At 73.7% G+C, this 14,968-nt stretch carries 12 protein-coding genes; 5 read left to right on the plus strand and 7 right to left on the minus strand.

What is annotated here, in order from left to right; genetic code table 11:
* The first annotated feature begins 279 nt into the window (after nt 1-279).
* Nucleotides 280-2,034, plus strand: coding sequence for a diguanylate cyclase domain-containing protein (locus ABD352_RS45260; RefSeq protein ID WP_344618783.1), 1,755 nt, complete (start codon nt 280-282; stop codon nt 2,032-2,034).
* A gap of 354 nt (nt 2,035-2,388) precedes the next feature.
* Nucleotides 2,389-3,315: a LysR family transcriptional regulator gene (locus tag ABD352_RS45265; protein WP_344618784.1), complete on the plus strand. Its 927-nt coding sequence runs from the start codon at nt 2,389-2,391 to the stop codon at nt 3,313-3,315.
* Here the strand turns inward: ABD352_RS45265 and ABD352_RS45270 are convergent.
* From ABD352_RS45270 to ABD352_RS45295, 6 genes are all read right to left on the minus strand, one after another.
* The gene (locus ABD352_RS45270; protein WP_344618785.1) at nt 3,312-4,262 is read right to left on the minus strand and encodes an asparaginase; all 951 of its coding nucleotides are present in this window, start codon (nt 4,260-4,262) and stop codon (nt 3,312-3,314) included. The two genes, ABD352_RS45265 and ABD352_RS45270, sit on opposite strands and share 4 nt — an antisense overlap.
* Nucleotides 4,259-4,939 carry a Clp protease N-terminal domain-containing protein gene (locus ABD352_RS45275; protein ID WP_344618786.1) on the minus strand — a complete coding sequence of 227 codons (681 nt, stop codon included), beginning with the start codon at nt 4,937-4,939 and terminating at the stop codon, nt 4,259-4,261. The genes ABD352_RS45270 and ABD352_RS45275 overlap by 4 nt, the downstream gene beginning before the upstream one ends.
* Nucleotides 4,940-4,981: 42 nt before the next feature.
* Nucleotides 4,982-6,070 (minus strand): peptidoglycan DD-metalloendopeptidase family protein, encoded by a 1,089-nt coding sequence (locus ABD352_RS45280; protein WP_344618787.1) that lies wholly within the window; start codon nt 6,068-6,070, stop codon nt 4,982-4,984.
* A 107-nt stretch (nt 6,071-6,177) separates the two neighbouring features.
* Nucleotides 6,178-8,253, minus strand: coding sequence for a 3-hydroxyacyl-CoA dehydrogenase NAD-binding domain-containing protein (locus tag ABD352_RS45285; RefSeq protein WP_344618788.1), 2,076 nt, complete (start codon nt 8,251-8,253; stop codon nt 6,178-6,180).
* Nucleotides 8,250-9,443 carry a thiolase family protein gene (locus ABD352_RS45290; protein WP_344618789.1) on the minus strand — a complete coding sequence of 398 codons (1,194 nt, stop codon included), beginning with the start codon at nt 9,441-9,443 and terminating at the stop codon, nt 8,250-8,252. The genes ABD352_RS45285 and ABD352_RS45290 overlap by 4 nt, the downstream gene beginning before the upstream one ends.
* A gap of 204 nt (nt 9,444-9,647) precedes the next feature.
* Nucleotides 9,648-10,901 carry a ribonuclease D gene (locus tag ABD352_RS45295; RefSeq protein ID WP_344618834.1) on the minus strand — a complete coding sequence of 418 codons (1,254 nt, stop codon included), beginning with the start codon at nt 10,899-10,901 and terminating at the stop codon, nt 9,648-9,650.
* A gap of 383 nt (nt 10,902-11,284) precedes the next feature.
* Between ABD352_RS45295 and ABD352_RS45300 the strand changes: the two genes are divergently transcribed.
* Entirely contained in the window at nt 11,285-12,289 is a 1,005-nt protein-coding gene (locus ABD352_RS45300; RefSeq protein ID WP_344618790.1) for a S1C family serine protease, read from the plus strand.
* A 117-nt stretch (nt 12,290-12,406) separates the two neighbouring features.
* Nucleotides 12,407-13,246: a hypothetical protein gene (locus ABD352_RS45305; protein ID WP_344618791.1), complete on the plus strand. Its 840-nt coding sequence runs from the start codon at nt 12,407-12,409 to the stop codon at nt 13,244-13,246.
* 66 nt (nt 13,247-13,312) lie between these two features.
* On the opposite strand, the gene hemE is transcribed toward ABD352_RS45305, so the two are convergent.
* Entirely contained in the window at nt 13,313-14,329 is a 1,017-nt protein-coding gene (gene hemE, locus ABD352_RS45310; protein WP_344618792.1) for a uroporphyrinogen decarboxylase, read from the minus strand.
* Nucleotides 14,330-14,409: 80 nt separating this feature from the next.
* Between hemE and ABD352_RS45315 the strand changes: the two genes are divergently transcribed.
* On the plus strand, nt 14,410-14,961 hold the full coding sequence (locus tag ABD352_RS45315; protein ID WP_344618793.1) for a DUF3000 domain-containing protein: 552 nt from the start codon (nt 14,410-14,412) through the stop codon (nt 14,959-14,961).
* Nucleotides 14,962-14,968: the final 7 nt, after the last annotated feature.

Raw genomic sequence — 14,968 nt, forward strand, 5'->3', positions numbered from 1 at the left:
GACCGGTCGAGGTGGGAACAAACTGCCCTGGGTGGGCTGTCGGGAACGAACCGCCGTTACCGGTCCAGGCGGCAACAAACCGCCATAGGGGTGCGGGCGGGAACGAACCGACGTGCGCGGTCCAGGCGGCAACAAACCGCCGTGGCCGGTTACGGCGAGAAGAAACGCCGCGCGCCCGCCGCGAGCGATCCCGAAGCAGTGTGATCGCGGGCACTCTCGCTCAGCCGCAAGCGCGGCGGCGCCGATATGGCCTGCGTTTTCCAGGAACGGAGGCGGCTGATGCGGCTGCGCAGCTGGTTGGTGGTGGGCATCAGCGTCGTGCTGCTGCTCGCCATCGGCGGCGTCGGCATCTTCATGAACCGCTCCGCCCTCGACGCCGTGGAGAAGGTGCACCGCGACGACTCGCGGGCGCTGGCCACCAACAACGCCGGGCTCGCGGGGCAGCTGCTGCGCGTGTCGGCGAAGGAGCTCAACGACTTCGTCATGGGCCATCCGCTGTCGCTGTCGGAAGGGGACGACGGGGACACCGCGGCGCTGGCCGAGTACGCGGACAAGTCGTCGTACTTCACCTACGGCCTCGTGCTCACCGACCTCGTCGGCAACCCGCTCAACGCCTCCAAGGCCGTGAACATGTTCCCCGATCCGGCGTCGGTGGGCTTCAGGCCGCTCATCTCCTCGCTGGCCCTCGGCGAGCCCGGGTTCTCCTCGATCATGACGGTGAAGGACACCCTGGTGCAGGCGGTGGCCGTGCCGATCGTCGTGGGCAGCCAGCCCGCCGCGCTGCTGTACGGGTTCATCCCGGTGGTGAAGAGCCAGCTCCAGGCGTACCTGTTGAAGCTCAACGACGCCTCGCACGTCTCGATGCTCGTGGACTCGGCCGGCACCGTGGGTGCGTCGAGCGACGCGGCGCGGGTGGGCAGCCTGGCCGACCCGGCGATCATCGCGCGGCTGGGGACCCAGGAGTCGATCCTGGTGACGTACTCCGAGAACGGCCACTCGATGATCGCGACGGTGCACGGCGGGCTGCCGGGCGGCTGGGCCTACGTGCGCACCCAGACCACCGCCACGTTCGACGGTCCGATGCGCAACCGCAGCCTGACCACCAGCCTCGCGCTGCTCACCATGCTGCTCGTCGGGGTGGCCGGGGTGGCCGTGCTCGGGTACCGCTCGCAGTTGGTGCGCCGGCGGGCCGAGGAGCGCTTCTCGGCCCTGGTCGAGCACGCCCCCGACGTCGTCACCGTGCTCGACGCCGACGGGCGGGTGGTGTACGCCAGCCCCAGCGGCTCGCGGATCCTGGGCTTCGTCGCGGTCGGCAGCAGCGTCTTCGACCTCATCCACCCCGAGGAGCGCGACCAGGTCCGCACCCGCTTCGCCGCGCTGCTGCACGAGAAGGGCGGGCTGGAGCGGATGCAGGTGCGGGTGCGCCAGTCCGACGGCAACCACCGCTGGTTCGACTTCACCGCCTCCAACCAGCTGCACAACGCGGCGCTGGACGGCGTGGTCATCAACGCCCGGGACATCACCGACAGCCGCGAGATGCAGGACCGCCTCGCCCACGACGCCCACCACGACCCGCTCACCGGGCTGCCCAACCGCCGCCGCCTGCACGAGCGGCTGGCCGACTCGCTGCGGGCCTCGCCCGTCGCCGTGCTCTTCGTCGACCTCGACGGCTTCAAGCCGGTCAACGACGAGCTCGGGCACGAGGCCGGCGACGAGCTGCTACGGCAGGTGAGCGCCCGGCTCGCCGCCTGCCTGCGCCCCTGCGACGTGCTCGCCCGCGTCGGCGGCGACGAGTTCGTGCTGCTGCTGCCCGGCGTCGGGCCGGGCGACGACACCTCCGCGCTGATCGAGCGGCTGCAGGAGGCGGTCGGCGTGTCCTTCGAGATCGACGGGCACGAGGTGCGCATCGGGGCCAGCATCGGCGTGCACCTGGCCGGCCCCGGCGAGCAGCCCGACGCCGTCCTGCGCAACGCCGACGAGGCGATGTACGCCGTCAAGCACGGGTCCGACCGCCCCGGCCGGCACCGCGCCTGACCGGCGCACCGTCAGGGCCGCCCGGACCACCCCGCCCTGGACGAACTCGATCCGCAGCGCCGTCACGTGCACTGTCTACCGCCCCCGTCGCGCGTGCGCACCGTAATCGCCGGGGGCGGTGCACCCCGGCGGTTCGCTCACGGTGCGTAGAGTTATCCCCCCTCTACGCACCGTGCGAAGCCGCCTTCGCGCCTCCGTCACTAGTGTCTATATCACACAGCGTTAGGCGGCCGCCTGATACGTCGCGTTACCGACGGTCACGAGTGCAAGGTTCGGTCCGGCATTTTGCGCATGCGGCGAAAACCCGGCCGCGGGCTACCGCGGCCGCCGCGGCGGCTCCTAGGTTGACGGGTCATGGCCGTGAGCGACGAGGTGGCGCCCGACGAGTGGGAGTGCCGCGTGTTCCTCGCCGTCGTCGAGCACGGCCAGCACACCAAGGCGGCCGAGGTGCTGTCCCCGGCCCGGCCGCGGCACCTGCGGGACCGGCCCTACGCGCGGCAGCTCGTCGGGCGGACCATCCAGCGCATCGAGCGGTGGTGCGGCGAGCCGCTCTTCGAGGGCGGCCGGGGCCGGCTGCGGCTCACCGCGCGGGGCCGGGAGTTCGAGCGGGCCGCCCGCGGGGTGGTGGGGGAGTACCGCCTCATGCGGCGCACCGCCCGCGACGAAGGGCCGCCGGGGCTGGCCTGCCTGCCGCACCACGCGCTCTTCGCCGCCGGGCTCGGCGCCCGGGTGACGGTGGAGTACCTCGACGGCTACGACCACCCGGGCGGCCTGGGCCGCCACCCGCTGCTGGTCGGGCCCGCGATCGCCGGGGTCCGGTCGGTGCCCCTCTACACGGCCCGCCTGGAGGCGATGGTGCCGGCGGCGCAGGCCGGGGCCGGGCGGCTCACGGTGCCGGAGCTGCTGCGGCAGTACCGCCCGGAGCTGCACCCCGCCGGCGTGCCCCGCGACCGGCTCGCCGCCTGGGGCCTCGGCGGCGTGCCGGTGGCCCCCGACGCGGCGGCCGCGGTCCTGCGCCACCGGGCCGCCGCGGACTTCGACGGCGGGGTCCTGCTCATGCCCTCGGACGCCGCCCTGGCGTTCAAGCCCGGCATGGAGTTCGGCGGCCGGCGCGCCGACGGGTTCCGCTGGCTGCCGGTCTGGGCGGCGGCGCCGCTCACCGACGAGGTGCGGCTGACCGTGCGCCCGGCCGGCGGCGACGAGCGGGCCGTCGAGGACGCGGCCGCCGCGGTCCGGTCGGCCGTGCGCGCCCTGCCGGCGCTGGCCGGCGGGGATCCCTAGAGCCTCGCGAAGTACTCCCGGGCCGCCTCGGCCCCGCCGCCCCCGCCGAGCGCCACCATCAGGGCGATCCGGGCCTTGGCCGCGCTCAGCGTGCCGGCGCCGATCGCGCCCACCGTGCCGGCCAGGCCGACGCCCATCGGCAGCGCGTCAAGGGCCACCGGGCGGGCCCGGGCGCGGGAGGCGACGACGACCGGGATGTCCCACTCGACGAGGTCGCTGATCGCGGCCAGCAATGACGCCGGCACGTTGAACATCCCGGTGCCCTCCAGGACCACGCCCCGGGCGCCGGCATCGGTGACGGCGGTCAGCAGGGTGCCGTCCATGCCCGGGTACGTCTTGATCAGCGCCACCTCGGCCTCGGGCTCGCCGCGCGGGGCCGGCGGGCGGGGCGGCGCGGGGGCGAGCAGCTCCACGGCCGGCCCGGCCACCCGGCCCAGCGGCGGGTGCGGGGCGGAGCTGAACGCGGCCACGCCCGCCGCGTCGGCCAGGGTCGCCCAGCGGGCCGCGTGCAGCTCGTCGTTGAGGCACACCACCGTCCCGGCGCCGGTCAGCGCCGGGTCGGCCGCGGCGGTGAGGGCGGCGGACAGGTTGCGCGGGCCGTCGCTGGACAGGGCGTCCAGCGGGCGGACGGCGCCGGTCAGCACGACCGGGCCGGGGCAGTACAGGTCGCAGAGGTAGGCCGTCTCCTCCAGCGTGTCCAGGCCGTGGGTGACGACCACGCCGGCGTAGCCCTCCTCGCGCAGCGCCGCGCGGGCCCGGCGGGCCAGGCCGATCATCGTGGCCGGCGTGGTGTCCCAGCTCGGCTCGGCCGCGACGTCCTCCACGTCGACGTGGGCGCCCCGCCGCCGCTCGGGGACCGCCGCCAGCAGCTCGGCGCCGCTCGCGATGCCGGTCGGGCGGCGGCGGTACGCCATCGTGTCCTTGGTGGCGAGCAGCAGGACCTTCACGCCCGCTCGTCCAGCCGCCGCTCCAGCCGTTCGATGCGCTCGAGCAGCGCGGCCAGGGCGGGGCCCTGCGGCTGCGTGGCCGTGTTGGCCTGCAGGTTGGTGTTGGCCTGCAGGTGCACGTAGCCGGCCAGCGCGGCCGCCACCGCCCGGCGGGTCAGGCGCATCTCGGCGCCGAGGGAGCGCAGGACCTGCCCGGCCGCGCCGTCGGGGTCGGCGACCAGGCCGAGCAGCAGGTGCTCGCAGCCGACGTAGTTGTGGCCGAGCGCGGTCGCCTCGGTCACCGCCAGCTCGAGCGCGCCGGCCACGGTGACGCCGTCCGGGTCGGGGCCGGCGGCGGGGATGGCCGCGGGGTCGATCTCCAGCGCCCGCAGCACGTGCAGGGCCAGGTTGCTGCCCTCCTCGACGAGGCCGGCGAGCAGGTGGCCGGTGCCGATTGTGCCGGAGGGGGTGGCCCGCTCGGCGGCCAGGCGCAGGACGGTGCGGGCCCGGGCGGTGAAGCCGGGCAGCCGGGTGGCGAGGGTGGCGTCGTCGAGGTCGCCGAGCACCGTCTCGCGGATCGCGGTCACCCGGCGCACGGCCTGCTCCAGGGCCCGCTGGCAGATCGCCGAGACGGGCACGCCGGCCTCGCGGACGGCCTCGGCCAGCTCGTCCGGGAGGTACACGTTGATTTTCGGCATACCCCCATTATAACCCCAGTGGGGTTATAACGTCTACCCGCGCTAGCCGATCGGCGCGCCGTGGGCACGCATGAAGGGCAGCGGGTCGATCGCGTTGCCCGGTGCGGTGGGCGGGGTGTTGACGTGGACCTCGAAGTGCAGGTGCGGGGCCGAGGAGTTGCCCGAGGAGCCCACGTAGCCGATGACCTGGCCGGCCTCGACGTGCTGGCCGGGCTGGACGGTGCCGCGGCGGACCATGTGGCAGTACAGGGTGGAGATGCCGCCGGCGTGCTGGATCTTGACGTACCAGCCGCAGCCGCCGACCGACGCGCTGCCGGTCTGGTCGCAGCTGTGGCCCGCCTCGATGTTGCAGACCACCTCGAGCACGGTGCCGGCCGAGGCGGCCCGGATCGGGGTGCCGACGAAGCTCATGATGTCCACGCCGGCGTGGTTGGGGTTGGTCGGCGTGCGGAAGCCCGGGCGGGCCGAGAAGCCGGGCAGCGGGCTCACCCACTTGCCGGTCGCGGTGTCCGGCGCGGCCGCGGGCGGGGCCGGGGCGGCGCACAGCGGCGGGGTGCCCGCACGGTTCACGTAGGCGTCGGAGACGTAGGCGCCGCCGGCGAGGCGGTCCCAGAGGTCGGTGGTGCGCATCGTGCCGGTGATGGCCTCGCCGCGGGCCTGGCAGTCGATGGACAGCGGGGTGCCGTTGGGCAGGGACGCGTACTGGATGGTGCTGCGGGCCGGTCCGCCGCGGGTCTTCAGCGGGATGGCGCCGGAGGCCACGGCGCCCGGGGTGGCCGGGGTGGTCGCGGCCGCCTGGGTCGTCGCCTGCCCACAAGCCGGGATCTGTACGCCCTGAGCCCGCCGGACCCACGCATCGCTCACGTACGACCCGTCGCTCAGCCGGTCCCACTTGTCGGTGACGCGCACCGGGCCCTGGTCGATGAGCTGGCCGGTGACCTGGCAGTCGATGCTGAGCGCGGTCCCGTCGGGCAGGGTGCGCAGGGAGGTGGTCCACACCGCCGCCCCGGCCCGGGCGTTGAGCGGGCGCTTGGGCGAGGCGACCGTCGCGCCGGTGGTGGCGGCCTGGGCGCCCACGGGTGGTACCAGAGCGGCAATGACGACGGCGATGATCGAGATCGTTCTGCGCATGGTGCTCCCCCGGGGCGAGACGAGTCGTGCGCTCGGGCCGGGGGGACCACGAACCCCGCCAACGCTAGGCGCCGGCGGGGTCCGGATCGTGCTGATTCAGCGGTAAGTCACTCTTTCGGGGCGTTTGCCGCGCCCTCCGGCAGGAACCGCGCACCCGTGACCCGCTCGGAGATACCCTCCCGGTCCAGGTACGGCGTCACGCCACCGAGGTGGAACGGCCACCCGGCGCCGAGGATCATGCACAGGTCGATGTCGCGCGCGTCGGCGACCACGCCCTCGTCGAGCATGAGCCGGATCTCGCGGGCCAGGGCCTCGGTCGCCTCGGCGCGCAGCTGCTCGGCGGTCGACGGCGAGTCGCCGACCTCCAGCAGGGCGAGCACCTCGGGGTCCGGGTTGCCCTCGGCGTCGGTGAAGCCGCGCTTGCCGGCCCCGACGACCCGGCCCAGGTTGGCCGAGACGCCGAAGCGGTCCGGGAACGCGTGGTGCAGCGTCTCCGCGACGTGGTGCGCGACGGCCGGGCCGACCATGCTCAGCAGCGCCATCGGGCGCATCGGCAGGCCCAGCGGGTCCAGCGCCGAGTCGGCGACGGGGATCGGGGTGCCGTTGTCCACGGCGGCCGTGACCACGCCGAGGAAGCGGGTCAGCAGCCGGTTGACCACGAACGCCGGGGCGTCCTTGACCAGCACCGAGGATTTCTTCAGCGCCTTGCCGACGGCGAAGGCGGTGGCCAGCGTGGCGTCGTCGGTCTGCGCCGCCCGCACGATCTCCAGCAGTGGCATCATCGCCACCGGGTTGAAGAAGTGCAGCCCGACGACCCGCTCCGGGTGCGCCAGGTCGGCCGCCTGCTCGGAGACCGACAGCGAGGAGGTGTTGGTGGCCAGCACGCAGTCCTCGCGCACGATCGCCTCGACCTCGGCCCACACCTGCTTCTTGACCTTGAGGTCCTCGAACACCGCCTCGAGCACCAGGTCGGCGTCGGCGAAGGCGGCCTTGTCGACCGAGCCGCCGACGAGACCCTTGAACTTGGCCGCCTTGCCCGGGTCGAGCCGGCCCTTGGCGAGCAGCTTGTCGATCTCGGCGTGCACGTAGCCGACGCCCTTGTCCACGCGCTCCTGGTCGAGGTCGGTGAGCACCACCGGCACCTCGAGGCGGCGCACGAACAGCAGGGCCAGCTGCGAGGCCATCAGGCCGGCGCCGACGATGCCGACCTTGTTGACGTCGCGGGCCAGGCCCGCGCTGGGCGCGCCGGCCGGCCGCTTGGCCCGCCGCTGCACCAGGTCGAAGGCGTAGAGGCTGGCCCGGGCCTGGTCGCCCATGATGAGGTCCGCGAGGGCCTCGTCCTCGGCCGCGGTGCCGTCCTCGAAGGAGGCGTCCTTGGCCAGCGCCAGCAGCTCCAGGGCCTGGTTGGCCGACTTCACCGCGCCGTGGAGGCGCTCGTCGAGCTGGTGCCTGGCGAAGTACAGCACGCCGTCCCACATGTCCCGGTCGATCTCCGGGCGGGTCACCGTGATCTCGCCGTCCACCACGCCCTCGGCCCACGCGAGGGACCGCTCCAGGTAGTCGGCCGGCTCGAAGATCGCGTCGGCGATGCCCAGCTCGTGCGCCTGGGCCGGCTTGAGCTGCTTCTGGGTGAGCGGGTTCTGCAGGATGACCTGCGCGGCCGGCGCGATGCCGATGAGGTTGGGCAGCAGCTGGGTGCCGCCCCAGCCGGGCACCAGGCCGATCGCGACCTCGGGCAGGGCCAGCGCGGCCGCGCCGGAGGAGACGGTCCGGTAGTGGCAGTGCAGCGCCACCTCGAGCCCGCCGCCCATCGCCGCGCCGTTGATGAAGGCGAACGTCGGCACCGAAGAGTCCCGGAACTTCTTGAAGACCCGGTGGCCGTACCGCCCGAGCTCCACCGCTTGGGCCCGGTCGGTGAGCAGCGGCATGCCGGTGATGTCGGCGCCGACGCAGAAGATGTACGGCTTGCCGGTCAGCGCGATGAACTTCGGCGCCGCCGCGACCGCCTCGTCGATGGCCGCCTCGAGGCTGGCCAGCCCGCCGGGGCCGAACGAGTTGGGCTTGGTGTGGTCGAAGCCGTTGTCGAGGGTGATGAGCGCGGCCCGCTCGCGGCTGGGCAGCGTGACGAAGCGCAGCAGCGCCTTGGTCACGACCTCGTTCGGGTTGGTCAGCGCGGCGGTCACTTGTTGCCCTCCCAGTTGGGGTTCTCCCAGATCACGGACGCGCCCATGCCGATGCCGACGCACATGGCGGTGAGGCCGTAGCGCACGTCCGGCCGCTCGGCGAACTGCCGCGACAGCTGCGTCATGAGCCGCACGCCCGAGGAGGCGAGCGGGTGGCCGACGGCGATCGCGCCGCCCCACGGGTTGACCCGCGGGTCGTCGTCGGCGATGGCGAAGTGGTCGAGGAAGGCGAGCACCTGCACCGCGAACGCCTCGTTGAGCTCGAACAGGCCGATGTCGTCGATGGTGAGCCCGGCCAGGCGCAGCGCCTTCTCGGTGGCGGGCACCGGGCCGTAGCCCATGACCTCGGGCTCGACGCCGACGAAGCCGTAGGACACCAGCCGCATGCCGACGGGAAGGCCCAGCTCGCGGGCCACCTCCTCGGCGGCGATGATCGACGCCGTGGCGCCGTCGTTGAGGCCGGCCGCGTTGCCCGCGGTCACCTTGCCGTGCGGGCGGAACGGCGTCTTGAGGGTGGCGAGCTTCTCCAGGCTGGTCTGCCGCGGCGCCTCGTCCACGGTGGCCAGCCCCCAGCCGGTCTCCGGGTCGCGGGTGGCCACGCTGACCAGGTCGGGCTGCAGCTTGCCGGCGGCGTAGGCGGCGGCGGTCCGCACCTGCGAGGCGTAGCCGAACCTGTCGGCCCGCTCCTTGGTGATGCCGGGCAGCCGGTCGTGCAGGTTCTCCGCGGTGGAGCCCATGACCAGCGCGGACGGGTCGACGAGCTTCTCGGCGAGGATGCGGGGGTTGGGGTCGACGCCCTCGCCCATCGGGTGGCGGCCCATGTGCTCGACGCCGCCGGCGATGGCCACGTCGTAGGCGCCGAACGCGATGCCGCCGGCCACGGTGGTGACCGCGGTGAGCGCGCCCGCGCACATGCGGTCGATCGCGTAGCCGGGCACGGTCTTGGGCAGCCCGGCCAGCAGGGCGGCGGTCCGCCCGATGGTCAGGCCCTGGTCGCCGGTCTGCGTGGTGGCGGCGATGGCGACCTCGTCCACCCGCTCCGGCGGCAGCTGGGGGTTGCGTCGCAGCAGCTCGCGGATGCAGCGGATGACGAGGTCATCGGCGCGGGTGTTGGCATACATCCCACCGGCCTTGCCGAACGGGGTGCGCACGCCGTCGACGAAGACGACGTCGCGGACAGCACGGGGCACGGAGTCCTCCTAGCAACGAATTACCGGCCATGTTACTCGCCAGTAGGTCTATCGTTGCTGTGAACCCCTTCACCTCACCCTCGGGTGATCTTGCGCGGAAATGCCGGGCACCCCGTGCCGCGACTTTTCGATCTTTTCGCCTGTCGGGGTATAAATCCGATAAGTCGTGGCGCGCCAGTGCCCGACTTATCGGGCATTCGGCGCTCATGCCACGGGGTGGAGGGCCTCCGTCAGGCCGGGGGAGGTGAGGCCGACCTGCCACGGGCGGGCGCCGTAGCCGGACAGCACCGCCGCGACCGCCTCCTCCGTGAGCTCCTCGGGCGGGGACCAGGCCAGGCGGCGTACCGAATCCGGGGCGATGAGGTTCTCCGGCGGCAGCTGGTTGGCGGTGGCCAGGGCCAGCACCACCTCCCGGCACCGGGCCAGGCGGGCGGCCGCGACCGGGTCGCGCTCGGCCCAGCGGTGCGGCGGGGGCGGGCCCTCCGACGGGGGCGTGGTGGGCAGCTCCTTGTCGCTCAGCGCCCGGGCGTCGGACAGCGCGCCCAGCCACGTCGGGGCGAGCCGGCGTACCGAGCGCCCGCCGAAGCCGGGCAGGGCCAGCAGGGCCTTCTCGTCCTTCGGGTCGGCCTCGGCGGCGGCGACGATGGCGGCGTCGGCGAGGACCCGGCCGGGGCTCGCGTCGCGGCGCTGGGCGATCTCGTCGCGGGTCGTCCACAGCGCGCGGACCCGGGCCAGGGCGCGGGCGCCGCGCACCCGGTGGATGCCGGAGGTGCGCCGCCACGGGTCGGCCCGCACGCGGGGCGGGTCGCCGGCCGAGGCGACGAGCGCCGCGAACTCCTGGGCTGCCCACTCGGTCTTGCCCTGCTCGGCCAGCTCGGTGGCGAGCGTCTCGCGCAGCTGGAGGAGCAGCTCGACGTCCAGCGCCGCGTAGGTCAGCCACGACGAGGGGAGCGGCCGGGTCGACCAGTCCGCGGCGGAGTGGTGCTTCTCCAGGGTGTAGCCCAGCAGCGACTCGGTCAGCGCGGCCAGCCCGACCCGCTCGAAGCCGCACAGGCGGGCCGCCAGCTCGGTGTCGAACAGGCGGGTGGGCCGCAGCCCGAGCTCGGTCAGGCAGGGGAGGTCCTGGCTGGCGGCGTGCAGGATCCATTCGGTCGGCGAGATGGCCTCGTCGAGCTCGGGCAGCTGGCCGAAGGGGAGCGGGTCGATGAGCACCGTGCCGGCGCCGGCGCGGCGCAGCTGGACCAGGTAGGCCCGGTGGGTGTACCGGTAGCCGGAGGCGCGCTCGGCGTCCACGGCCACCGGTCCGGTGCCGGCGGCGAAGCGTTCGACGGCACGCGCCAGCTCGGCCCGGTCGGCGATCGGCTCGGGCGTCCCGTCTCGGGGGGCGGTCAGCAGGACGGGCTCGGTCTGTGCGTCCGGTTTGTCCGGACTGTCTGGCTCCTCGTCCCGACGCCGCATGGGGGGTTCGTCGGTCACGCGACAACCGTACGTTGCGCCATAGGTCCGCACGTGCAGCCGGTCCGGCGCGTCGGCGTTCTTGTGATCTCCTTCGTTGTCTCGCCGGCCGCGCGGAGGCCGTCCGCACGCGTCGCGCCGGCGCGCTCGCAACGGCCGGACGGTCGCCGCTGGCGCCCCGAAACGGGACGGACAGGCGGTCGCGTTGCCGGTAGGTTCCCTTGCGCGGCCGGTCAGGTTGTGTACAGAGCAGCCTCGGAGGTCGCGGGGCTTGTGCCGGGCAACTAGGGTGAGGGCCGACCGCGGTATCGCCGGATGACCCCCTTCTCGGGTGCAGGCAGTCCGGCGGAACGGGTGGAACCGTGACAGGAAGGAAAACGAGCGGCATGACGGCCGGGTATGACCCCTCCAACCCGGTGGCTTCCGGCAACCCGGATGTGCACGAGGATCCGGAACGACTCGGTCCACTTCCCCCCAGGCTTCACCAGACCGGCTCCATCCCGACCGGCCCGATCTCCACGGGCGCGCTGCCGGCCCAGCCGACCAACTCCTGGCCCGTCTCGGCGCCGGCCGGGCCGCCACCGCCGCACAGTGCCCCGCCGATGCAGGTGCCCGCGCGGCGCAGCCCGCTGGCCGCCGTCGCCTTCGTGCTGGCCCTGCTGCTGCTCGTGGTCGTCGGGGTGCAGGCGGCGTTCATCATCGACCTGGAGAAGAAGGCCGACAAGGCCGACGCCGCCGCGCGCAGCGCCCAGGCCGAGGACGCGGCCCGGCTCAAGGCCGTCGAGGACCGCGCCGACAAGCTGGAGCAGAAGACCGGCGGCAACCTGAACGCGGCCGACGTCGCCGCGAGCGTGCGGCCGAGCGTGTTCCGGGTCAGCACGAAGTACGCCACCGGCACCGGCTTCGCGATCGGCAAGTCCCCGTCCGGCGGCGGCACCGACCTGATCACCAACTACCACGTCGTGCAGGACGCCTACACCAAGGGCGAGAAGGACGTCAGCCTGGAGCGCACCGACCAGCGCTTCCCCGGCAAGATCGTCGAGGTCCACCCCGACAAGGACCTGGCCGTGCTGCACACCGACGAGGACTTCGCCCGGCTCACCGCGGCCGCCCAGGCGCCCAAGGTCGGCGAGCCGGTCCTGGTCATCGGCTCCCCGCTCGGCCTGGAGGACACCGTCACCACCGGCGTGGTGAGCGCCTTCCGCCAGCTCAACGGCGAGTCGCTCATGCAGTTCGACGCGGCCATCAACCCCGGCAACTCCGGTGGCCCGGTGTTCAACGCGAAGAAGGAGGTGGTGGGCGTCGCGACGCTCAAGGCCCAGCAGGCCGAGGGCATCGGCCTGGCCATCCCGATCTCCGTGGTCTGCGACACCGTTGCGTCGGTCTGCTGACCCACCCTCGCTTCCCCGGTCCCGGCCGGGGTGCTTCATCCCGGCGCCGACCCGGTAGCGCCGGTTGTACGACTCCCGCGAGGGTGCTGCCCGGCGGGACCATCAGGAGGAAGAACGATGACATACCCCGGCAGCCCCCAGGGGAACCCGAACGAAGGCTACGGCTACCCCGACCCCAACTCCCCGAGCGGCGCGTACCCGCCGCCCCAGGCCCCGGCGAGCGGCGGCTACCCCGGCGCGCCCGCGGGCCCGTACGGCGAGCCGGCCCCGCAGTACGGCCAGCCCGTGCCGCCGCAGCCGCAGCCGCTCCACGACCAGAGCACGACGCAGCTGCCCACCTATGGCGAGGCGTCCTACAGCCTCGACCCGTCGGTGTCGGCCCCGCCGACCGCCCCGGTGCCGCTCGCGCAGCCGGCCCCGCCGATGTCCGCGCCGCCCATGTCGGGCCCGCCGATGTCCGGCCCGCCCATGTCCTACGGCCCCGTCTCGGGCCCGCCGACCAGCGGCTTCCCCGGCGGGCCGGTCGGCTACCCGGCCCAGCCGGCGCCGAAGCGCGGCTTCGCCGTGCCGCTGCTGTCGAGCCTGCTGGCCCTGGCGGTCATCGCCGCCGGTGTGTTCGTCTTCCTGTACGTCGACAAGTCGGACAAGCTGACGAAGTCCGAGACCCAGTCGTCGCAGCGTCAGGCCGCGCTCGACCAGTCCGACAAGGACCTCGACCAGACCAAGACCGACCTCAAGGCCAAGGCCGACGAGCTGACCAAGGCCCAGCAGGACCTGCGCGGCACCCAGGCCGACAGCACCGAGGCCAAGCGTCAGCGCGACGTCATCGGCAGCTGCCTGAAGCTGCTGCTGGAGGCCCTCGACGCCTCCGCCGCGAACGACAAGACCACGATGCAGAACAAGATCAACGAGATGGAGAAGCCCTGCAACGAGGCCCAGACGATCCTGGGGATCTGATCGCCGCTGCTCGTTGCTCGCTCCGCATCACGACAAGCGGGGGCCCGGTCGGGCCCCCGCTGCTCGTTATGCGGTGTGGATCAGCTCGACGAGCCGGGTGAGCGCGTCGGGATCGGTCTCGGGCAGCACGCCGTGGCCGAGGTTGAAGATGTGGCCGGGGGCCTTGGCGCCCTCGCCCAGCACCCGGCGGGCCTCCTGCTCGACGACCTCCCACGGGGCCAGCAGGACACACGGGTCGAGGTTGCCCTGCAGGGCCTTGCCCGGGACCCGCGCGGCGGCCACGTCCAGGGGCGTGCGCCAGTCGACGCCCACCACGTCGGCGCCCGCCTCCGCCATGGCCGGGAGCAGCTCCGCGGTACCGACGCCGAAGTGAATCCGCGGAACCGGCCCTCGCAGCCCGGTCAGCACCGCCCGGGAGTGGGGCAGCACGTAGCGGCGGTAGTCGGCCTCGGACAGCGCGCCCGCCCACGAGTCGAACAGCTGCACCGCGTCCACCCCGGCGTCGACCTGCACCTGCAGGAACGTGCGGGTGATGCCGGCCAGCCGGTCGCACAGGGCGTGCCAGACGTCGGGGGCGCCGTACATCAGCGCCTTGGTCTTCGTGTGGTGCTTGGACGGTCCGCCCTCGACCAGGTAGCTGGCCAGGGTGAACGGGGCGCCGGCGAAGCCGATCAGGGCCGTGTCGCCGAGCTCGGCCAGCAGCAGCCGGATCGCCTCCGCGACGAAGCCCACCGACTCGCCCTCCAGCGGCCGGATCGCCTCGACGCCGGCCATGGTGCGCACCGGCTCGGCCACCACCGGGCCGGTGCCGGCCACGATGTCCAGGTCGATGCCGGCCGCCTGCAGCGGCACCACGATGTCGCTGAACAGGATCGCGGCGTCGACCTTGTGCCGGCGCACGGGCTGCAGGGTGATCTCGCAGACCAGGTCGGGCCGGCGGCAGGACTCCAGCATGCCGACGGCGGCGCGCAGCTCGCGGTATTCGGGCAGGGAACGGCCCGCCTGGCGCATGAACCAGACCGGGGCGTGCGGGACGGCGTCGCCGCGAGCGGCGCGCAGGAGCAGCTTCGTCGTGTCGTTCATAGCCAGCCCATCGTTTCACTCAGTGTGCGTCGGCGGCGCGGCGGCACCCCCTGCGCACGTTTCCGATTTAGTCTTCCGTTATGGCGCCATCGACCGCGACTCCACCCACGTTCACCCGGGCGGTGGAGGAGCTGCGCGCCGCGACCACCCGGCCGGAGATCACGCTCGAGGAGGTCCCGGCCCCGCAGAGACTGGCGCCGTACGCCCACGCGATCAGCGGCACGGTCCTGCGCCACGGCGACGAGGTGGCCACGGGCCGGCTGATCCTGCTGCACGACCCCGCCGGGCACGACGCCTGGGACGGGACCATGCGGCTGGTGACGTACGTGACCGCGGAGCTGGAGGCCGAGCTGGCCACCGACCCGCTGCTGCCGGGCGTGGGGTGGAGCTGGCTGGTGGACGCGCTGGACGGGCACAGTGCGGCGTACACGGCGATCGGCGGCACGGTCACGCAGACCATGTCCACGCGCTTCGGCGACCTGGCCGGGCCGCCGCCGGCGGCGGACATCGAGATCCGGGCCTCCTGGACGCCGACCGACGACGACATGCAGGCCCACGTGCAGGCGTGGTGCGCGCTGCTGGCCTCGACGGCGGGCCTGCCGCCGCCGGGGGTCACCGCGCTGCACTCCTGACCTTTCC

The organism is Dactylosporangium salmoneum (assembly GCF_039532525.1).
GTDB lineage: Bacteria > Actinomycetota > Actinomycetes > Mycobacteriales > Micromonosporaceae > Dactylosporangium > Dactylosporangium salmoneum.